This is a genomic window from Nocardioides ganghwensis (genome assembly GCF_014779655.1).
Taxonomy (GTDB): domain Bacteria; phylum Actinomycetota; class Actinomycetes; order Propionibacteriales; family Nocardioidaceae; genus Nocardioides; species Nocardioides ganghwensis.
The window spans coordinates 42,219-61,717 of record NZ_JACXYX010000005.1 but is presented as its reverse complement, the minus strand read 5'-3'; the positions used below and the strand labels follow the sequence as shown (position 1 = coordinate 61,717).

Genomic DNA, 19,499 nt, shown 5'->3' with positions numbered 1-19,499 from the left:
CACCTCGGACGTGACCGGCGCACCCACGACGCCCCTGCTGCCCCGCCCCCGGGCCGCGGGCCGCATCGTCGTCGCCTCGGTGCCCGCCAACCACGTCTACGTCCGGCACCTGGCGCCCGAGGACGGGTCCGGGCCCGTACGACTGCCCGACCCGCCGCCCGCCGAGGCCGCGTCCACCCAGCAGTGGTGGCCGCCGGTGATGCTCGACGCCGCGTGGGTCGAGGACAACGACTTCGACGTCTTCCACCTGCACTTCGGCTTCGACGCCCGGAGCCCCGCCGAGCTGCGTGAGCTCGTGGCAGCGCTCCGGCGGCGCGGCAAGCCGCTGGTGTTCACGGTGCACGACCTACGCAACCCCCACCACCCGGACCGCCGCGACCACGACCGCCAGCTCGACGTGCTGGTGCCGGCCGCGGACGCGCTGGTCACCCTCACGCAGGGGGCCGCCGCTGAGATCCGTGCGCGCTGGGGCCGGGACGCACTGGTGGTCCCGCACCCCCACGTCGTGCCCCTGGACACGATGCGGTGTGCCGCGGCCAGTCGTGAGGTCCGGCGCCGCGGGCCGCGCCCGCGGGAGTTCCGGGTGGGCCTGCACGTGAAGAGCCTGCGCGCCGGGATGCACCCGCACCCGATGCTCCCGGTGCTCGTCGACGCCGTCCGCGACCTGCCGGGCGCCGTGCTCCAGGTCAACGGGCACAACGACGTGCTGCGCCCGGACGGCAAGCGGTACGACGCCGCGCTCGCCGAGGCGCTGCAGCACCACGCCGCCCGCGGCGAGGTCGACCTGCGCATCCACGACTACCTCGACGACGACGCCCTGTGGGCCTACCTCGCCTCCCTCGACGTGTCGGTGCTGCCCTACCGCTTCGGCACCCACAGCGGCTGGCTCGAGGCCTGCCGCGACCTCGGGACCGCGGTCGTCGCGCCCTCCTGCGGCTACTTCGCCGACCAGGCGCCGGTGCTCACCTACGGCCACGACGAGGACCACCTCGACGCGGACGGGCTGGTCGCCGCGGTGCGCGAGGCGTACGCCGGTCACGTCGCGCCCGCGCCCGGGGTCGAGGAGCGGCGGGCGCAGCGCGCGCGTGTCGCGGCCGCGCACGCGCGTCTCTACGAGTCGCTCGTGGGGGACGGCCGGTGAGGGTCTGCCTCATCGCCTCCAGCCGCTACCCCATCCGCGAGCCGTACGCCGGGGGGCTGGAGTCGATGACGGCCACCATCGCGCGCGGACTGGCCGACCGCGGCCACGAGGTCACCCTGTTCGCCGGCCCCGGGTCCGACGCGTCGCTCCCCGTGCGGCTGCTGCCGCTGTCGGCCGTGGAGGTCAGCACCGCGGCGATGGCGGACAAGTTCGCCCCGGGCCCGGACTGGCTCGCCGACCACCACGCCTACCTCGCGCTGATGCTCTCGCTCTCCCGCACCGGGTCCGAGGACTACGACGTGGTGCACAACAACAGCCTCCACCACCTCCCGGTCGCGATGGCGTCCGCCGTCGACGTGCCGATGCTGACCACGCTGCACACGCCGCCGCTGCCGATGCTCGAGTCCGCGCTCGCCCTGTGTCCGCGCCCGCCGCACTTCGTCTCGGTGAGCGAGTGGACGGCCGCCGCCTGGCGGCACGTCGTGGACAGCGACGTCGTGCCCAACGGGCTCGACCTGCGCGACTGGCCCTTCGGCGAGGGCGGCGGGCCGGCGGTGTGGTCGGGACGGATCGTCCCGGAGAAGGCGCCCCACCTCGCCGTCGAGGCGTGCCGCCTCGCCGGGGTGCCGCTCGTCCTCGCCGGGCCGGTGCAGGACCGCGACTACTACGACCGTGAGCTCGCCCCGCTGCTCGGCGGCGACGTGCGCCACGTCGGCCACCTCGGCGGCCGTGAGCTCTCCGCCCTCCTGTGCGCCGCGTCGGTGGCGCTCGTGACGCCCGTGTGGGACGAGCCCTACGGGCTGGTCGCCGCGGAGGCGATGGCCAGCGGCACCCCCGTCGCCGGCTTCTCACGCGGCGGCCTCAACCAGGTCGTGTCGCCGCGCTCCGGCGTGCTGGTGGGCGCCGGTGACGTCGCAGCCCTCGCCGAGGCGGTCGTCGCCGCCTCCCGGTTCGACCGGCGCGAGGTCCGCGCCCACGCCGAGGCCTCGTGCAGCGCGGACGTGATGGTCGAGCGCTACCTCGACCTCTACTCCTTGCTCGCGCGCCGGGACGACGCGGCGTGACCGGGGTCGTCGGCTACTACGTCCATCACGTCGGCAGCGGGCACCGGCACCGCGCCGAGGTGCTCGCCGCCCGCCTGGCCCACGACGGTATCTCGGTGACCGGGTTGTCGTCCCTGCCCCGCCCGCCGTCCTGGGCCGGTGACTGGGTCCGGCTGCCGCCCGACGACGGCGGCCACCCGCGGGACGTCACCGCCCACGGCCACCTGCACTGGGCTCCGCTCCGGCACGACGGCACCCGCGCCCGCGCCGCGGCGATCTCGGCCTGGCTCGCGGCCGCGCGCCCCGACCTGGTGGTCGTCGACGTGTCGGTCGAGGTGCTGCTGCTCACCCGGCTGCACGGGATCCCCGCCGTGGCGGTGGTGCTCCCGGGCCGACGCGACGATCCCGCCCACCTGCTCGGGCTGGGCGTCGCCGAGGCGCTCGTCGGCTTCTGGCCGCGGGCGGCTCGCGGCATGACGCCTGGCCTCCCCGACGACCTGGCCGAGCGCCTGGTGCCGGTGGGCGCGCTCTCGCGCCACCCCGTACGCCCCGTGCTCCGCAGCCAGCCGCACGACGGCGAGCGCAGCGTCGCCCTGCTCCTCGGGTCGGGCGGCCACGACGTCGGCGCCGACGACGTACGCGCTGCACGGCGCGCCACCCCCGACTGGCGGTGGACCGTGCTCGGGGCGGACCGCGAGACCTGGGTCGACGACCCGTCCGCAGTGCTCGCCGCCGCCGACGTCGTCGTCACCCACGCCGGGCAGAACGCGCTGGCCGAGACCGCGGCGGCACGCCGTCCCGCCGTCGTCCTGCCGCAGGAGCGGCCCCACGACGAGCAACGCACGACCGGCGACGTGCTGGCCCACGGGTGGCCGGCCCTGGTCCGCTCCGCGTGGCCCGACCCGGCGGAGTGGACCGGCGTCCTCGACCGGGCGGCCGCGCTCGACGCCCGCGGCTGGACCCAGTGGTGCGACGGCTGGGCGGCCGACCGCTTCGCCGACGTCGTCCTCACCACCCGGACGCGCGTGCTCGACGGAGGCGCGTCGTGACGGAGGCTGGAGGGCCCCGCGTCGCCGTCGTCACCATCGCCCACGGCCGCCACGACCACCTCGCGGCCCAGCACCGCTCGCTGGCCCGCGGGTCCGTCCTCCCCGACACCTACCTCGCCGTGGCGATGGACGACGCCGGCATCGTCGAGGAGCGGGTCGAGTCCCGCACGGGCGCGCTGACGCGCGAGGTCGTCCGCATCGGCCGCAGCCGGGAGGGCGCGCTCCCGCTGGCCGCCGCGCGCAACCTGGGGGTCCGTACGGCGATCGAGCGCGGCGCCGACGTGGTCGTGCTGCTCGACGTCGACTGCCTGGCGGGCGACCGCCTCGTCGAGGCGTACGCCGAGGTCGTGACGGCCCGCCCACGGTGGATCTGGTCCGGTCCGGTGACCTACCTCCCCCCGCCACCGCCCGGCGGCTATCCCGAGGACCCCGCCGAGCTGGCGGCGTGGGACGACCCCCACCCGGCGCGACCCCGCCCCGCGCCGGGCGAGCTGGTCCACTCGGTCGACCCCGACCTGTTCTGGTCGCTGTCCTTCGCCGTCGACGCCCAGACCTGGCGGCACCTCGGCGGCTTCTGCGAGGACTACGTCGGCTACGGCGGGGAGGACACCGACCTGGGGCGTACGGCGCTCGCCCTCGGCATCGGCCTGGGCTGGGTCGGGGGCGCGCGGGCCTTCCACCAGCACCACCCCGTCAGCAACCCGCCGGTCGAGCACCTCGACGACATCCTGCGCAACGGCCGCCTGTTCCACGAGCGGTGGGGCGAGTGGCCGATGGCAGGCTGGTTCGAGGAGTTCGAGCGACGAGGACTGGTCCGGCGCGTGAATGGGCACTGGGAGCGCGAGACGTCCACCCCCGGCCCCACCCCCGGCCCCACCCCCAGCCCCACGACCAGCCCCCCACCGAAGGAGACAGCGTGAGCACCACGAGCCGCCCCATCGCAGCAACCCCCGAGCAGGTCTGGGAGGTCCTCTCCGACGGCTGGCTCTACCCGCTCTTCGTCGTCGGCGCCGCCCGCATGCGAGACGTCGACGAGTCCTGGCCCGCGGTGGGGTCGCGGCTGCACCACAGCGTCGGCAGCTGGCCGCTGCTGATCGACGACACCACCGAGGTCCTCGAGATCGAGGAGGGCCGGCGGCTGCTGCTGCTCGCCCGCGGCTGGCCGGCCGGCCAGGCGCACGTCGACATCTCGCTCCAGCCGAGCGGCGACACGACCGTCGTCACCATGGTCGAGGACGCCACCGCCGGTCCCGGCCTGCTCATGCCCAAGCCCCTGCGCGACGCCCAGCTGCACCTGCGAAACGTCGAGGCCCTGCGCCGGCTCGCCTTCGTCGTGGAGGGCCGGACGCGGTGACCCCGGTGAGCCCGGACGCGTACGACGCCGTCGTGGTGGGCGCCGGGCCCAACGGCCTGGTCGCCGCCAACGTCCTCGCCGACGCCGGCTGGCGGGTGCTGGTGCTCGAGGCGCAGCGGACACTGGGCGGTGCGGTGCGCAGCGACCGCGAGGTGCACCCCGACTTCGTGCACGACACGTTCAGCGCGTTCTACCCCTTGGCGGTGTCCTCGCGGGCGATGACCTCGCTGCGCCTGGAGGACCACGGACTGGTGTGGGAGCACGCGCCGTCCGTGCTCGGGCACCCGTTCGGCGACGGCCAGTGGGCCGTGCTCCACCGCGACCGGGACGCGACCGCCGCCGGGCTCGACGACCTGCGCGCGGGCGACGGCGACGCCTGGCTCGACCTGTGCCGCACCTGGGACCGGATCGGCGACTCGCTGGTCGGCGGCCTCACGTCTCCGTTCCCGCCCGTGCGTGCCGGCGCCCGACTCCTGCCCGCCCTCGCGCGCTCCGGCGGGCTCGACACCGTACGCCGCCTGGCCACCCCCGTGTCCTCGCTCGGGCGCGAGCTGTTCTCCGGGCCGGCCGCGCAGCTGCTGCTCGCGGGCAACGCCGGGCACGCCGACTTCCCCCTGGCCTCCCCCGGCTCCGGCGTCTTCGGCGTGCTGATGACGATGCTGGGCCAGACCGTCGGCTTCCCCGTCCCGCGAGGCGGCGCCCAGGGCCTCACCGACGCCCTGGTCGCGCGCGCCACGAGCCTCGGCGTCGAGGTGATGACCGACGCCGAGGTCACGCAGGTCGACGTCCGCGGCGGACGCGCGGTCGGCGTACGCACCCGCGACGGACAGGCGTACGCCGCGCGCGCCGTGCTCGCCGACGTGTCGGCCACCCACCTCTTCGGTCGCCTCGTGGCCGACGAGCACCTCCCCGCCCGGGTGGTGCGCGGCATGCGCCACTTCGAGCTCGACCCGGGCACCGTCAAGGTCGACTGGGCGCTGTCGGGTCCGGTGCCGTGGACGAACCGGCCGGCGCTCGTGCCGGGCACGGTGCACGTCGCCGACTCCGTCGAGGAGATGTCCCGGACCCTGGCGCAGGTCGGGTCCGGCGTCGTGCCCGACCGGCCGTTCCTGCTGACCGGGCAGATGACGACCAGCGACCCCTCGCGCTCGCCGGCGGGCACCGAGTCGTTCTGGGCCTACACGCACGTGCCCCAGCCGGGGATGACCCGCGGCGACGCCGGTGACGAGGTCGACGGCCAGTGGGGCCACGACGACTGCGAGCGCTTCGCCGACCGCATGCAGGCACGCATCGAGGCCGTCGCCCCCGGGTTCGGCGACCTCGTCCTCGCCCGCCGCGTCCTCGGCCCCCACGAGCTCGAGGCGCGCGACGCCAACCTCGTCGGCGGGGCCGTCAACGGCGGCACGTCGCAGCTGCACCAGGAGCTGGTCTTCCGGCCCGTGCCCGCCATGCGCGGGCGCGCGGCCACCGGCCTGCCGGGGCTGTTCCTCGCCTCCGCCTCGGCGCACCCGGGAGGCGGCGTCCACGGCGCGGCCGGCGCCAACGCCGCCCGGGCCGCGATCTGGCAGCATCGGACTGCGCGCCTGCGCCCGGGAAGGACCACCGCATGACCGAGCACCTCGACTTCGGGTCGCTGACCATCGCCTTCGACGACCGCGTGCTGCGCCCGCGCGAGTGGACGACCGCCCAGTCCAAGTGGGCAGCCCGGCTGTCCGCGACCGTCCCGGGCGGCACCGTGCTCGAGCTCTGCGCCGGCGCCGGCCACATCGGCCTGCTCGCCGTCGCGTCCACCGGGCGGCGGCTGGTCTGCGTCGACGCCAACGGCGTGGCGTGCGACTACGCCCGCGCCAACGCGCTCGCGGCCGGGCTCGCCGACCGGGTCGAGGTCCGCGAGGGCCGGCTGGAGGAGGCGATCGGCCCCGACGAGACGTTCCCCCTGATCATCGCGGACCCGCCGTGGGTGCCGCGCGCGGAGACCGGCCGCTACCCCGAGGACCCGCTGACCGCGATCGACGGCGGCGACGACGGCCTCGACGTGGCCCGGGCCTGCCTCGCGGTGATCGACGCGCACCTCGCACCCGGCGGCTCTGCCGTGCTCCAGGTCGGCACCCGCGAGCAGGCCGCCGTGCTGCGCCGCGAGCCGTGCTTCACCGAGGAGCGCCTGGCGATGGTCGAGGTGCGCCAGGAGGAGCGCGGGGTGCTCACGCGCATCGACCGCGCCTGAGCGACAGCGGCCGTACGAGCCTCAGCGCGGGATGACCTTGTGCGTCCCGTCGCACCACGGCAGCCGGCTGGACTTGTCGCAGCGGCACAGCGCGACGACCGGGCGCTCGACGGGATGCACGGTCCCGTCGACGTCCTGCACCGACTCCGCGCCGCGCAGCAGCATCGGCCCGTGGGGCACCAGCACCACGTCCGGGTGGTCGAAGTCGCGCGGGGCCGGCGGGCGGGTCATCGGGCACCCCACGACGCCAGCAGCGCGGACGCGAAGCGTGCCTCGACGTCGAGGCAGGTGAACGCGCCGAAGAGGATCTCGTCCGCCTGGTCGGGCTCGTCCTCGGCGAGGGTCCCGCAGATGTCGCGCGAGGCGAGGTGCTCGTGGATGGCGTCGGCCTCGACGTGCTCGTCGTAGTAGGCCGACATCGGCCCGTCAAGCTCGAGCCGCTCGAGTCCCTGCACCATCTTGCGCGAGGGCAGGGAGCTGGTCATCTCGAACGCCGCGAGGTGGCCCATCGCCGCCCCGCGCAGGCGCCGGTGCAGCCCGAGGAGTGAGCCGGCGTTGTTCATCTCGAGGTTCTCGGGCATCGCGTCGTCGACGTACGCGCCGTACTCCGCGCGCAGCCCGACGGCCTCGAGGCCGCGGGCGAAGAGGTGGGAGTGCAACCGGTTGGGGTCGCCGTCGCCGTACTCGTCGAACTGCAGCGCCATCAGCGCGGCCTTGGCCCGCACCGGCAGCCTCGGCACGACGAAGGCCGACGGGTCGGACTCCTTGAGGTGGTAGACCGAGCGCTGCCGCAGCAGCTCGAGCACCTGGTCGCGGTCGGCGTGGCGGCGTACGTGGTCGGCGAGCGAGGGCCCGTCGTCCTCGGCGACCACGGTCTCCAGCGCGGCGGGGACGTCCTCGGGTGCCACGGGAGCCGGGTCCGTTCGGGCCCACCGCTCGCGCAGCCGCGCCTCGAGCGCGGTCTCGAGGTCGTGGCGTACGCCCAGCAGCCCGGGGTCCCACTCGGCGCGGTCGTCGGCGTCCTCGAAGCCCCGGAAGGACAGCTCGTGCAGCGTCCACAGGGAGATGCACTCGTCGTCCCACGAGTCGGCCCACGAGTCGGAGGTGGGCGCGGCACCCGCCACGCCCGTGCCTGCCAGTCGGGCGACCAGCCACTCGCTCAGCGGGCCGCGCGGCTTGGGCAGCCTCATGGGCGGAACACCACCTTGACCATGCCGTCCTCCTTGTCCCGGAACTTGCGGTACGCCTCGGGGGCGTCGTCGAGCGGCAGGTGGTGGGTGGCGAAGGACTCGACGCCGAGGTGGTCGTCGTCCTGCTGCAGCAGGTCGAGGATGTCGTCGCTCCAGCGGCGCACGTTGGCCTGGCCCATCCGGATCTGCACCTGCTTGTCGAACAGCTCGAACATCGGCAGCGGGTCGGTCGGGGCGCCGTAGACGCCGGAGATGCTGATGGTGCCGCCGCGGCGTACGGAGTCGATCGCGCTCAGCAGCGCGGCCAGCCGGTCGACACCGACGTTGAGCATGACCTTCTCCTGCACCTTCCTGGGCAGCAGGCCGAGCGCCTTCTGGGCGGTCTCGGCGACCGGCGAGCCGTGCGCTTCCATGCCGACCGCGTCGATCACGGCGTCCGCACCGCGCCCGTCGGTCAGCGCGCGCACCGCGTCGCCCACGCCGTCGACCTCGGTGAAGTCGATGGTCTCCGCGCCGCGGCCGTGCACCCGGGCGAGCCGCTCGCGCACGGAGTCGACCACGATCACGCGCAGCCCGCGGTGCATGCCGATGCGCGCCGCCATGTCGCCGATCGGTCCGGCGCCGACGACGAGCAGGGTGCCGCCGTCCTCGACGTCGGCGTACTCCACCGCCTGCCATGCGGTCGGCAGCACGTCGGAGAGGAAGAGGAACCGGTCGTCCGGGGGTCCGTGCTCGACCTTGATCGGCAGCGTGTCGCCGAACGGGACACGCAGCAGCTCGGCCTGCCCGCCGGGGACCTGGCCGTAGAGCTTGCTGTAGCCGAACAGGCTCGCGCCGGTGCCGGTGTCGCGGTTCTGGGTGGTCTCGCACTGGCTGTGGAGGCCGCGGCTGCACATCCAGCAGGTGCCGCAGCTGATGTTGAAGGGGACGACGACCCGGTCGCCGGCGGTCAGCGTGGTGACGGCGGAGCCGACGTCGCGGACGATGCCCATCGGCTCGTGGCCCACGATGTCCCCCGCGGTCATGAACGGGGCTAGCGGGTCGTAGAGGTGCAGGTCCGACCCGCACAGGCCCGTCGACGTCACCTCGATGACGACGTCGGTGGGCTCCTCGATCCTCGCGTCGGGGACCTCGATGACCTGCATGTCGAGCTTGCCTTGCCAGGTGACTGCCTTCATGGACTGACCAGTGCCCCGCACGACGTCCGGCATGCGTCGCGGTCCCCCGTGACTGCTCCTTGACCTTGCGGCCCGCCTCCCGCGGTGGGACCGTGGAGCCACTGCCACACCCCACCCGCGGACGGGCACGCCGGCTCGCGACGGCAGGTCCTTCGCTCCGTGACCCCTGGAGGTCGACGGACGATGAACGACGAGTTCGGACGCCGGCTGGTGGACGCCGTGCGACACCTGGACGCCCAGCCCGACTCTCCGCGCACGCTCCAGTGCCTGGTCGAGATCGCGCCGGAGTTCTTCGACGCGTGCGACTTCGTCGGCGTCTCCCTGGTCGAGAAGGACCGGATCCGCACCCCTGCCGCGACCAACGAGCGGCTGCGCGAGCTCGACGAGGCGCAGTACGAGATGGGGCAGGGCCCGTGCCACGACGCCATCCGCAGCAACGCGATCGTCGTCGTCGACGACCTGGCCACCGACCCCCGGTGGCCGAGGTGGGGACGGGTGATGGTCGACGAGCTCGGCATCCGCTCGAGCCTGAGCTTCCGGCTGTTCACCCGACCCGACCGCACGTGGGGCGCCCTCAACGTCTACTCGCGCACCCCGTCGGCCTTCACCGACGAGGACGTCGAGCACGGACAGGCCATCGCGGCGATGTCCGCGGTCGCGCTGGCGCGCTCGATCAACGACGAGCAGCTGGCCGGCGCCATCGAGACCCGCACCGTGATCGGGCAGGCGGTCGGCATGGTGATGGAGCGCTACGACCTCGACGAGGAGCGCGCCTTCAACGTGCTCCGGCGGATCTCCTCCCACGAGAACATCAAGCTGCGCGACGTCGCGGCGCAGCTGGTCGCCACTCGTCGGCTCCCGGAGTCCGTCGGGGACAGGAGGCTCGACCCCGCCCCTTCGCAGGTGGCGCAGCAGGGCAGCACCCTGTGACGCTCGGGCCATGAGCGACCAGCCCTCCCCCGAGCACCGCCGCCCCGCAGGGGTCACCGACGCCACCGTCGAGGCCGTCGGCAAGCTGTCGGCCGCCCTCGACCACGTCGAGGACGCCCGCGGCCACCTCTACGCCTTCCACCGCCTCATGGGCAGCGCCGAGAGCACCTTCGAAGAGGCCGAGGAGCTGGTGCGCGAGGCCGGGCACACGGACATCGCCGACGCGATGGACCGCGACGTCCTCGGCCAGAACCCGCTGCCTGGCATGTGGTCGTTCCAGATGGTCGAGGCCTTCGACGACGGCTTCTACGCCCGCACCAAGGGCCTGCACCAGCGCGCGCTCGACGAGCTCATGGAGGGGCAGCGCCACGTCTTCGAGGCCGAGATGAAGGAGCTGCGCCGCACCCGCGGGCGTGAGGGCCACGAGGCCCGCCCGGCCGACGTCGAGGGCCACCCCGAGTACGACGACTGACCGGTCCTAGCGTCCGCGCAGCTCCGGCAGGACGTCGGAGCCGTACGCCGCGAGCATGTCGGCGTAGTGCGGCCCCATGTTGGCGACGTACACCTCGCCGAAGCCGGCGTCGACGAACGGCGCGTACGCCTCCACGTGCTCGGCGACGTCGGGACCGAAGGCTCCCTTCTCGGCGAACTTCTCGCGCGTGACCAGCTCGCTCGCCTGCTCGAAGTGCTGCGGGCTGGGCAGCACCTGGGCCAGCTCGCCCGGGACGCCGGAGTTGGGCCACAGCTCGTAGGCAGCGTCGATCGCCTCGTCGCGCGAGGGTCCCCACGCGACCTTGAAGCCGGCCTGCGTCGGGGCGTCGGCCCCCTTGGCGGCCCGGAACGTCTGCACCGACTCGGCGTCGGGCTGCGTGGTGATGAAGCCGTCGGCGATGCGGCACGCGACGTCGAGCGCCTTCGGTCCGAACGCGCTCATGTAGATCGGCGGCGGCTCGTCGGGCAGCGTGTAGATGCGCGCGGTGTCGACCGTGTAGTGCCGTCCCTCGCGGGAGACCACCTCGCCGGTCCACAGCTCGCGGATCACCTCGACCGCCTCCTCGAGCATCTCGAGGCGGAGCTCGGTGTGCGGCCAGACGTCGCCGAGCACGTGCTCGTTCAGCGCCTCGCCGGAGCCGACGCCGAGGGTGAACCGGCCCTCGCCGAGGAGCACGGCCGACGTCGCCGCGGCCTGCGCGATGATCGCCGGGTGCGTGCGCACGGTCGGGCAGGTGACGGCGGTCGTGACGGGCAGGTCGCACACCTGGGCGACCGCGCCGATCATCGACCACACGAAGGGCGACTGCCCCTGGGCGTTGGTCCACGGGTGGAAGTGGTCGCTGATCCAGAGGCTGTCGAAGCCCGCCCGCTCAGCGAGCCGCGCCTGCTCGAGGAGCTCCTCGGGCGCGTACTCCTCGCACGAGAGGAAGTAGCCGAAGCGGGTCATCAGCGGGCGGCGGGCATCCCGGGCCGGACCGGCGGGACGGCCGACTGGCGTACGGGCTGGCGGACCGGCTGGCGCACCGGCTGGCGGGCCATCGGCGGGCGGGCCGGCTCCGGCTCGCTCGACATGAGCAGTCCGTGCTGGATCGCCCAGAGGACCGCCTGCGAGCGCGAGCTCACCTCGATCTTGGAGTAGGCGCCGCGGATGTAGGACTTCACCGAGTTGATGCTGAGGTTGGTCTCCTCGGCGATCTCGCGATTGGCCTTGCCGGCGGCGATCATCGACAGCACCTCGGTCTCGCGGTGCGTCAGCGGCCAGCTCTGGGCGGCAGCCTTCTCCGCCTCGGCCTGGCTGGTCCACGCGTCGACGACGGTGCGACCGTCGGCGATCTGGAGGAGGTCCCAGACCAGGCGCCGGCCGGGCAGCCACTTGCTGACGAAGCCCGCGGCGCCGCGCGACATCTCGGTCGACACGGCCTCCGGGCTGCAGTCCCAGCCGAAGGCGACCATGCGGGTCGGGAACCGCTGCGGGGCCGGGCGAACGCCGGCGGTGCGGCGCTGGGGTTCGTAGAGGGTGAGGTCACACAGGGGGGCAGGACCGTCGGCCCGGTGGGCCACGACGGAGATCAGCGCGGAGTGCGGCTCGAGCATGGCGCGCAGGCCGTGCACGACGAGCTCGCTCTCCTCCATGATCGCCACCTTGACGTGGCGCGAGGCGGGGGCAGTAGGTCGTTGCATGGCACCGCAGTACCCCCTTGGGCGGGGTACATACGCGGCCGATGTGCGGTAGTGGCCGGGGCGGTCGCGGCTAGCCGAGCAGCACCCGGGCGACGCACGCGGCCTCGCCCTCGGTGACGCCGGCCTCCTCGGCCGCCCGGTCCAGCAGCGTCGCCGCGTCCTCCGTGGTGACCGCCATCCGTGCCGCGACGAGCCCGATCGCGACGTCGACGAGGCGTTGCTCGCGCAGGCGCAGCGGGGCCAGCTCCGCACGGCGCAGCGTGTCGAAGCTGAGGTCCGCGTTGGTCACCGCGCCGGCCTGCCACGCCCCCAGCGCCTCGACCAGGCCGTCGATGCGGTCGCGGAAGGCGTGGGCCGTCGACGCGTACAGGTCGATCGTGAGCACCGCCCGACCGTGCTCGACGACCGGGAGCGAGACCGTGCTCGCGATCCCGTCGAACGCCGCCTCCCGCGCCATGTCGGCCCACCCGCTCTCGTCGAGGGCGTACGCCTGCTCCGGCTCCGCGTCATGACCGGTCGTGCGGTCGTCGAGACCCTCGCGCGGCCGCGTCGCACCCTGGTCGACCAGGGTGAAGGTCAGGTCCTCGTCGAGCAGGGTCACGCTCAGCGCCACGCAGTCGGGCACGGACCGCACGGCCCATCCCTCGATGACGCGCAGCAGCCCCTCGACGTCGTCCACCGACGCCGTGACGTACTCGTCCAACGCCTCCCGGCTCTGAGGCAGCAGCTCCATGACGATCCCCTCATCACATTGGTGTTGCCTGAGCCCTCGATGGTCCTCTGCCACCGGTGGCCACACCACACCCGCCGGGGCGACTGAGACGCATGCCACCCCGCCCCACGGGGTACGTGCGACCGTGACTGCTGAACCCCTCCACCCTGTTGTCGTGCTCGACCTCGACGGCACCCTCGTCGACTCCGTCTACGAGCACGTCGCCGCCTGGCACGCCGCCTTCCACGACGTCGGCCTCCACGTCAGCGCCGTCCGGGTCCACGAGGCCATCGGGATGGGCGGCGACCGCCTCGTCGCCCACGTCTCCGGCGACCCGGCCGAGGCCGCCGTCGGCGACGACGTGCGCGAGCTCCACGACAAGTACTTCCGCGCCGGCCTGCGGACCGTCTGCGGCCTCGACGGCGCCTCCGAGCTGGTCGAGGCACTCGTCGGGACCGGGCACCGCGTCGTCGTCGCCAGCTCCTCGGAGGCCGACCTCGTCGACGAGATGCTCGACCTCCTCGACGTACGCCGCCACCTCGCCGCGGTCGTCACCGGCTCCGACGGCGCCGCCACCAAGCCCGCGCCCGACATGGTGCAGCTCGCGATCGAGCAGGCCGGTGGCGGCAAGGCCATCGTCGTCGGCGACGCCGTGTGGGACGCGCTGTCCGCGGAGGCCGCGGACGTCCCCTGCATCGGGGTGCGCAGCGGCGGCATCGGCGCCGAGCGCCTGCGGACGGCAGGTGCGTCCTGGGTGTACGACGGCCCGCGCGACCTCCTGGCCCGCCTCGAGGACAGCCCGCTGCGCTCACGCTGAGAGGCGTACGACACCCGCCGGGACCACCTCGCACGGCGTACGGGAGGTCGGTCCCGGCGGGTCTCGCGCCTGGCCGCCGAGGTCGTGGCGGGACGACCCCGGCGTGACGTCAGGTACCCCTTGACCGCGGATCCATGCGCACCTCGCACGCATCCGCGGTCGACATGCGGGTACGGGGATGACGTTCCGCTCCACCGACCCCTCGAGGAGACTGACGATGAGTGCCCACGACGACGCCACCACCGGTCCCACCACCGATCCCCAGGGCGACCCGCAGACCCACCTGGACACCGACCCGGCGAACCAGCCGGACGCCTCCCCCGACGCCTCCCCGGACTCTGAGGACGACCCGGCCCACGACACCGGCCGCGACGAGGGCTGGGAGTCCGAGGGCGGGGCCACCCCCGCCGGGCCCGCCACCGACACGTGACCTCCCTCTGGCTCGACCGCGCCGAGGCGGTCCCCGACGACGAGCTGCCCGCGCCCGGCGCCCCGCTGGACGTGGTGGTGGTCGGCGCCGGGCTCACCGGCCTGACCACGACGCTCCTGCTCGCGCGCGCCGGCCTGCGGGTCGCCTGCCTGGAGGCCCGCCACGTCGGCGCGGTGACCACCGGGCACACGACCGGCAAGGTCTCCCTGCTCCAGGGCACGCACCTCTCGCGGATCCGGCGGCACGGGTCGGAGTCGACGGCGCGCACCTTCGTCGACGCCAGCCGCGAGGGCATGGAGTGGCTGCTGCGGTTCTGCGACGACCACGGGGTCGCCACGCAGCGGCGCGCGGCAGTGACGTACGCCGCGACGACCGGCGAGCTCAGCGCCGTCGAGCGCGAGCACCGGGTCGCCGGCTCGCTCGGACTGCCGGTGGCGTGGCGCGAGCGCCTCGACGTGCCGTTCCCGCACGTCGGTGCGACCGTCCTCGCCGACCAGGCCCAGCTCGACGCGGTGGAGGTGCTCCTCGCCCTCGCCGCGCAGGTGCGCGAGCACGGCGGCACGATCCACCAGGGCCGCCGGGTCCGGTCGGTCTCGACCTCCGGCGATCCCGTCGCGCACCTCGAGGACGGTCGCGACGTCCGCGCCCGGCACCTCGTGCTGGCGACCGGGGCCCCGATCCTCGACCGCGGGCTGCACTTCGCGCGGCTCGAGCCGCAGCGCTCCTACGCGCTGGCCTTCGCGGGCGCCTCGGACCTGGATGGCATGTACCTCTCCGCCGGCAGCGACTCCCGCTCGGTGCGCGACGCGCCCGGCGGGGTGCTGCTCGTCGGCGGCAGCGGCCACGTCGTCGGCCGCACCCGCTCCGCGCAGGCGCACGTCGAGGCGCTCCGCAGGTGGGCCGGGAGCCACTGGCACGGCGTCACCGAGACGCACGCCTGGTCGGCCCAGGACTACCGCACCCACGACGCCCTCCCGTACATCGGGCACCTCCCGGGCGGCGGCGGCCGGATCCACGTCGCCACCGGCTACGAGAAGTGGGGCATGGCCACGGCGGTCGTCGCGGCCCGCGCCATCTCCGGCGACATCCTCGGCGCGGAGCCGTCGTGGGCGAAGCCGCTGCACCGGAGGCTCCCGCACCCGTCGGGCGTCGCCGAGGTGGCCCGCTTCAACCTCGGCGTGGGCGCGTCCCTCGTCACCGGCGCGGTCCGGACGGTGCGCGAGCGGCTCCCCGGCACCGGCGGGCCCGCCCAGGCGTACGAGTGCGGCGTCGTCGGCGTCTGCACGCACCTCGGCGGCCTGCTGCGGTGGAACGACGCCGAGGACACGTGGGACTGCCCCCTGCACGGGTCGCGCTTCTCGCGCGACGGCGAGGTGCTCGAGGGTCCGGCGACGCGGCCGCTGCGCAGGCGCTCGGCGGACACCCCGGGCTGAGGGTCGGACCGATGGCCGGGCCGATGCTGCGACGGCTGCTCCTCCTCGTGGCCGCGGTCGTGCTGCTCGCAGGCTGCGGCACCTCCCCGCTGCCCGACGACTTCCCCGCCGACCCCGACGGCACCCTCGACCGGATCCGTGCCGACGGGGTCGTACGTGCTGGCGCCTCGCCGCGGCCCGGCTGGGTCGAGGTGGGCGACGGCGACCCCACCGGGCGCGAGCCACGCCTCGTCGAGGGCTTCGCCGCGGACCTCGACGCGGAGGTCGAGTGGACCGTCGCGGGCGAGGAGGAGCTGGTGCGGCTGCTGGAGGACGGCGAGATCGACCTCGCCGTCGGCGGCTTCACCGAGGCCAACGCCTGGGTCTCCGAGGTCGGCCTCACCCGGCCGTACGCCGGGACGCACGTGATGATGGTGCCGATGGGCGAGAACGCCCTGCAGTCGCGGCTCGAGCGCTGGCTCGACGAGTCGGGCGGTGGCCAGTGAGCCCGGCGGCCGAGCCGGGCGGGTCGCGCCAGCACTTCGGGCACACGGAGCTGCCGCCGAGCCAGGCGCACGCGCTGCGGCGGGCGAAGCGTCTCGAGGTCGTCACCCTGCTCTACATGACGAGTGCCGTGGCGGTCGTCTTCGCGACGGCCGGCAGCTCGCAGGCGATGAAGACGGCCTGGGTCGAGGACACCCTCGCCCTCGTCCCGCCACTCGCGTTCCTGGTCGCGGTCCGGTTCGGCCGTCGGCGCCCCGACGCCGACCACCCGTACGGCTTCCACCGGTCGACCGGCGTCGGCCACCTGACGGCCGCGGTCGCGCTGCTCGCGGTCGGGCTGCTGCTGGCCGTCGAGTCCGCGATGGGCCTCGTCCGTGCCGAGCACCCGCCCATCGGCACCGTCCACCTGCTCGGCCAGACCTTCTGGGCGGGCTGGCTGATGGTCGGCGCGATGGTCTACACGGGCATCGGCCCGTTCGTCCTCGGCCGGATGAAGCTCCCGCTCGCCGAGGAGCTGCACGACAAGGTCCTCTACGCCGACGCCGACATGCAGAAGGCCGACTGGATGACGGCCGCCGGCACCATCGCGGGCGTGCTCGGGATCGGCGTGGGGCTGTGGTGGGCCGACTCCGGCGTCGCGCTGCTCATCTCGCTGTCGATCGTCCACGACGGCTGGACCAACCTCCGCCATGCCACGAGCGCGCTGATGGACGAGCGCGCGCGGACGTACGACGACGAGCGCCCGCACCCGCTCACGCGTCAGGTCGACGAGGCCCTCACGAACCTCTCGTGGGTCGAGGACAGCCGCAGCCGCGTGCGCGACCAGGGGCACGTCTTCCACGTGGAGGCGTTCGTACGCCCCTCAGCCAGCCACACGCCCACGCTCGAGCAGCTCGAGGCGGCCGTCAGCGTGCTGCGTGACCTCGACTGGAAGATCCACGACGTCGTCGTGATGCCGGTGCGCGACCTGCCCGACACGATCCCCGCGCCGGACTAACGGTTGCTGCAGACGAGGTCGGCGGTGAGCGCCGCCTCGGCAGGCAGCTCGACGCCCGGTCCGCAGACCAGGTCGAGCGGGTCGGCGGCCTGCTCGACGGTGGCCACCGCCTCGTCGAAGGCCGGCACGACGTCCTCGCAGGCGTGCTCGAGGCCGACGCGCGTCAGGTCCGAGGTGGACAGGTCACCGCTCAGCGCGAGCTCGACGGTCCACGCCGCGGCGTCGGTGCGCGCGCAGTCTGCGGCCGCGGCCTGCTGGAGCGCGGCGAAGTCGAACGTGTCGGTGCCCAGCTCCTCCTCGAGCGCGGCGCGCCACTCGGCAGCCTCCTGGCTCTCGGACTGCGAGGCCTTCGCCGCCGTACCGCTCCCCTCTCCAGCATCTCCGTCGCCGCCCGAGCAGGCCGCGAGGGCAGGGACGATGAGGGCGGCCAGGACCAGGGAGCGGAGGCTGAGTGCGCGCATGCCCGCAGGCTAGGAGCGCCCGGCGGGCGCCGTCCGGCGTTCGTTACTGATCAGTACGTGATGCTCGACTCACTGCGCTGGCGGGTGGTCAGCATCCGCGCGGCGACGAAGCCGCCGACCGCGCCGAACAGGTGGCCCTGCCACGAGACGCCCGGCTGGCCGGGCAGGACGCCGAGCAGGGCGCTGCTGTAGAGCAGGAAGACGGCGACGCCGATGAAGATCTCCGTCGTCCGCTTGTTGAGGAAGCCGCGCACGACCAGGTAGACGATCCAGCCGAAGATCAGCACCGACGCCCCGGCGTGGTTGCTGCCGGGCTGCGCGAACAGCCACACGCCGAGCCCGCCGACGACCCAGATGATCGCCGTCGCGGCCAGGCCGCGGGCGACACCGGTGGCGAGGGTGAGGAACCCGAGCACCAGCACCGGGACCGTGTTGCTGACGAGGTGGTCGAAGCCGAAGTGCAGCGTCGGGGCGGTCGCGATGCCGACGAGGCCGTCCTCGCTGCGGGGGCGCACGCCGTACGCGTCGAGCGGGTTGCCGGTGGCGGCGTCGAAGATCTCGAGCACCCAGAGCACCACGACGAACCCGCCGGTGAGCAGCGCGGCGCCCTTCCAGGCGGGCTTCCGGGCGGTGGTCTGCATGCCGTTCATCGTGACAGGCAGGCTGAAAGCCGGCAGTGGCTCAGGAGCCCGCGGCGACCTCGGGCGGGAAGCCGCCGGTCGACACCGTGCCCCACCGGGTCGGGGTGATCCGCAGCAGCGACTTGCCCTGGTCGACCATCGCGCGGCGGTACTCGTCCCAGTCGGAGTGCTCGCCGGCGATGTTGCGGAAGTACTCCACGAACGCGTCGAGCGCCTCCTCGTTCTCGCGACCCGCCTCGCTGGCGTCGAGCACCTCGCACGTGCCGTCGACCTGCACCCACGCGTCGTCCCACTCGTCGGAGAGCACGACGACCGAGACGTCGGGACGCCGACGCGCGTTCTTCGTCTTGGCGCGCTGCGGGTACGTCGCGACCACGATCCGGCCGCTGTCGTCGACGCCGCCGGTGACGGGCGAGGCCTGCGGGCTGCCGTCGGCGCGCTGGGTGATCAGCAGCATGTGGTGGCGCGGGCGTACGAACTCCAGCAGCTCGTCGAGCCCGACCTCGGTGTTCGTCGCGATGGTGGGTGCCATGGCGTCGAGGCTATCTGCGTCGGTGGAACCGGTGGTCGCCGGCGATCGACTACCCGGACAGGCTGTCTCGGAGGTCCTCGACGGTCCGCCCCGCGAGCGTCGGCCACAGCAGGAAGTCGCCGCTCTCCGGCAGCACCGCGTCGTTGGGCACCGCGATGGTGGTCGCGCCCGACGCGATCGCCGCCGCCAGGCCGTTGGGCGAGTCCTCGACGGCGACGCAGTCCTCCGCACGTACGCCGAGCAGCTCGGCGGCACGGAGGTAGGGCTCCGGCGACGGCTTGGTCCGCGCGACGTCCTCGGCCCCGACGACCACGCTGATCGCGCCGTCGGGCGCGGCCGCGGCGACGAGCGCCGCCATCTCGTGCGAGGACGTCGTGGCGATCGCGCAGGGAATGCCCTCGCGCACCAGGTCGGCCAGCAGCTCGCGTACGCCCGGCCGCCACGGCACCTCATCTCGCAGGGAGTCGATGACCCCGCGCTCGATGGCGGCGACCAGCTCCGCGGCCTCCATCTCGATGCCGGCGGCCTGCATCGCGACCGCGGTGTCGTGCATGTCGGCCCCGACCAGCGCCAGCCCCTGCTCGGTGGTCCACGTGCCGCCGTGCTGCTCGGCCAGGACGAACTGCTGCGCGATCCAGATCGGCTCGGAGTCGATGAGGGTGCCGTCCATGTCCCACAGGACGGCGGCGAGGCGGGAGGGCATGGACTC

Annotated in this window: 24 protein-coding genes; 14 read left to right on the top strand and 10 right to left on the bottom strand. The window is 74.2% G+C overall.

Features of this window, described 5'->3' with window-relative positions; translation table 11 throughout:
• The first annotated feature begins 10 nt into the window (after positions 1–10).
• The 7 genes from IEZ24_RS07315 to IEZ24_RS07285 are packed head-to-tail and all read left to right on the top strand — an operon-like array spanning position 11 to position 6,811.
• Positions 11–1,141, top strand: a complete 1,131-nt coding sequence (locus IEZ24_RS07315) for a glycosyltransferase (protein WP_242498459.1) — start codon at positions 11–13, stop codon at positions 1,139–1,141.
• Positions 1,138–2,205 (top strand): glycosyltransferase family 4 protein, encoded by a 1,068-nt coding sequence (locus IEZ24_RS07310; protein WP_207206789.1) that lies wholly within the window; start codon positions 1,138–1,140, stop codon positions 2,203–2,205. Before IEZ24_RS07315 ends, IEZ24_RS07310 begins: the two co-directional genes overlap by 4 nt.
• Positions 2,202–3,233: a glycosyltransferase gene (locus tag IEZ24_RS22290; protein ID WP_129454956.1), complete on the top strand. Its 1,032-nt coding sequence runs from the start codon at positions 2,202–2,204 to the stop codon at positions 3,231–3,233. The genes IEZ24_RS07310 and IEZ24_RS22290 overlap by 4 nt, the downstream gene beginning before the upstream one ends.
• Positions 3,230–4,153, top strand: a complete 924-nt coding sequence (locus tag IEZ24_RS07300; RefSeq protein WP_207206790.1) for a glycosyltransferase family 2 protein — start codon at positions 3,230–3,232, stop codon at positions 4,151–4,153. The genes IEZ24_RS22290 and IEZ24_RS07300 overlap by 4 nt, the downstream gene beginning before the upstream one ends.
• On the top strand, positions 4,150–4,587 hold the full coding sequence (locus tag IEZ24_RS07295; RefSeq protein WP_129454957.1) for an SRPBCC family protein: 438 nt from the start codon (positions 4,150–4,152) through the stop codon (positions 4,585–4,587). Before IEZ24_RS07300 ends, IEZ24_RS07295 begins: the two co-directional genes overlap by 4 nt.
• Positions 4,584–6,197 carry a phytoene desaturase family protein gene (locus IEZ24_RS22285; protein ID WP_242498460.1) on the top strand — a complete coding sequence of 538 codons (1,614 nt, stop codon included), beginning with the start codon at positions 4,584–4,586 and terminating at the stop codon, positions 6,195–6,197. Before IEZ24_RS07295 ends, IEZ24_RS22285 begins: the two co-directional genes overlap by 4 nt.
• On the top strand, positions 6,194–6,811 hold the full coding sequence (locus IEZ24_RS07285; protein ID WP_129454958.1) for a methyltransferase: 618 nt from the start codon (positions 6,194–6,196) through the stop codon (positions 6,809–6,811). Before IEZ24_RS22285 ends, IEZ24_RS07285 begins: the two co-directional genes overlap by 4 nt.
• Positions 6,812–6,832: 21 nt before the next feature.
• Here IEZ24_RS07285 and IEZ24_RS07280 read toward each other — a convergent pair whose 3' ends face one another.
• Genes IEZ24_RS07280 through IEZ24_RS07270 form a run of 3 tightly spaced genes read right to left on the bottom strand, consistent with a single transcriptional unit; the run spans position 6,833 to position 9,179 of the window.
• Positions 6,833–7,042: a CDGSH iron-sulfur domain-containing protein gene (locus IEZ24_RS07280; RefSeq protein ID WP_129454959.1), complete on the bottom strand. Its 210-nt coding sequence runs from the start codon at positions 7,040–7,042 to the stop codon at positions 6,833–6,835.
• Positions 7,039–8,001 carry an iron-containing redox enzyme family protein gene (locus tag IEZ24_RS07275; RefSeq protein ID WP_129454960.1) on the bottom strand — a complete coding sequence of 321 codons (963 nt, stop codon included), beginning with the start codon at positions 7,999–8,001 and terminating at the stop codon, positions 7,039–7,041. The genes IEZ24_RS07280 and IEZ24_RS07275 overlap by 4 nt, the downstream gene beginning before the upstream one ends.
• Positions 7,998–9,179: an alcohol dehydrogenase catalytic domain-containing protein gene (locus tag IEZ24_RS07270; protein WP_129454961.1), complete on the bottom strand. Its 1,182-nt coding sequence runs from the start codon at positions 9,177–9,179 to the stop codon at positions 7,998–8,000. The genes IEZ24_RS07275 and IEZ24_RS07270 overlap by 4 nt, the downstream gene beginning before the upstream one ends.
• Positions 9,180–9,362: 183 nt before the next feature.
• On the opposite strand from IEZ24_RS07270, the gene IEZ24_RS07265 reads away from it, so the two are divergent.
• Positions 9,363–10,109 carry a GAF and ANTAR domain-containing protein gene (locus tag IEZ24_RS07265; protein ID WP_129454962.1) on the top strand — a complete coding sequence of 249 codons (747 nt, stop codon included), beginning with the start codon at positions 9,363–9,365 and terminating at the stop codon, positions 10,107–10,109.
• Between the two features lie 10 nt (positions 10,110–10,119).
• Positions 10,120–10,581, top strand: coding sequence for a hypothetical protein (locus IEZ24_RS07260; protein ID WP_129454963.1), 462 nt, complete (start codon positions 10,120–10,122; stop codon positions 10,579–10,581).
• Between the two features lie 6 nt (positions 10,582–10,587).
• Here IEZ24_RS07260 and IEZ24_RS07255 read toward each other — a convergent pair whose 3' ends face one another.
• From IEZ24_RS07255 to IEZ24_RS07245, 3 genes are all read right to left on the bottom strand, one after another.
• Positions 10,588–11,550, bottom strand: a complete 963-nt coding sequence (locus IEZ24_RS07255; protein ID WP_129454964.1) for a TIGR03557 family F420-dependent LLM class oxidoreductase — start codon at positions 11,548–11,550, stop codon at positions 10,588–10,590.
• On the bottom strand, positions 11,550–12,284 hold the full coding sequence (locus tag IEZ24_RS07250; protein ID WP_129454965.1) for a helix-turn-helix transcriptional regulator: 735 nt from the start codon (positions 12,282–12,284) through the stop codon (positions 11,550–11,552). Before IEZ24_RS07250 ends, IEZ24_RS07255 begins: the two co-directional genes overlap by 1 nt.
• A 70-nt stretch (positions 12,285–12,354) precedes the next feature.
• Positions 12,355–13,017, bottom strand: a complete 663-nt coding sequence (locus IEZ24_RS07245; protein ID WP_129454966.1) for a hypothetical protein — start codon at positions 13,015–13,017, stop codon at positions 12,355–12,357.
• A gap of 154 nt (positions 13,018–13,171) precedes the next feature.
• On the opposite strand from IEZ24_RS07245, the gene IEZ24_RS07240 reads away from it, so the two are divergent.
• The 5 genes from IEZ24_RS07240 (at position 13,172) to IEZ24_RS07220 (ending at position 17,156) form a co-directional block, all read left to right on the top strand.
• Complete coding sequence (locus tag IEZ24_RS07240) at positions 13,172–13,813, top strand: HAD family hydrolase (RefSeq protein WP_165356068.1); 642 nt, start codon at positions 13,172–13,174, stop codon at positions 13,811–13,813.
• Positions 13,814–14,030: 217 nt separating this feature from the next.
• Positions 14,031–14,243, top strand: a complete 213-nt coding sequence (locus IEZ24_RS07235) for a hypothetical protein (RefSeq protein ID WP_129454968.1) — start codon at positions 14,031–14,033, stop codon at positions 14,241–14,243.
• Positions 14,240–15,676, top strand: a complete 1,437-nt coding sequence (locus tag IEZ24_RS07230) for an FAD-dependent oxidoreductase (protein WP_129454969.1) — start codon at positions 14,240–14,242, stop codon at positions 15,674–15,676. The genes IEZ24_RS07235 and IEZ24_RS07230 overlap by 4 nt, the downstream gene beginning before the upstream one ends.
• Positions 15,677–15,687: 11 nt before the next feature.
• Positions 15,688–16,161: a transporter substrate-binding domain-containing protein gene (locus tag IEZ24_RS07225; RefSeq protein ID WP_207206791.1), complete on the top strand. Its 474-nt coding sequence runs from the start codon at positions 15,688–15,690 to the stop codon at positions 16,159–16,161.
• The gene (locus IEZ24_RS07220) at positions 16,158–17,156 is read left to right on the top strand and encodes a cation transporter (protein WP_207206792.1); all 999 of its coding nucleotides are present in this window, start codon (positions 16,158–16,160) and stop codon (positions 17,154–17,156) included. The genes IEZ24_RS07225 and IEZ24_RS07220 overlap by 4 nt, the downstream gene beginning before the upstream one ends.
• Here the strand turns inward: IEZ24_RS07220 and IEZ24_RS07215 are convergent.
• From IEZ24_RS07215 to IEZ24_RS07200, 4 genes are read right to left on the bottom strand one after another with little or no spacing between them, the layout of a single operon-like run.
• On the bottom strand, positions 17,153–17,617 hold the full coding sequence (locus IEZ24_RS07215; protein ID WP_129454970.1) for a hypothetical protein: 465 nt from the start codon (positions 17,615–17,617) through the stop codon (positions 17,153–17,155). The genes IEZ24_RS07220 and IEZ24_RS07215 overlap by 4 nt on opposite strands.
• 50 nt (positions 17,618–17,667) lie before the next feature.
• A complete protein-coding gene (locus tag IEZ24_RS07210; protein WP_207206793.1) occupies positions 17,668–18,258 on the bottom strand; it encodes a rhomboid family intramembrane serine protease in 591 nt (196 codons plus the stop codon).
• A gap of 40 nt (positions 18,259–18,298) precedes the next feature.
• Entirely contained in the window at positions 18,299–18,790 is a 492-nt protein-coding gene (locus IEZ24_RS07205) for a PPOX class F420-dependent oxidoreductase (RefSeq protein ID WP_129454972.1), read from the bottom strand.
• 49 nt (positions 18,791–18,839) lie between these two features.
• Positions 18,840–19,493, bottom strand: a complete 654-nt coding sequence (locus IEZ24_RS07200; RefSeq protein ID WP_129454973.1) for an HAD family hydrolase — start codon at positions 19,491–19,493, stop codon at positions 18,840–18,842.
• Positions 19,494–19,499: the final 6 nt, after the last annotated feature.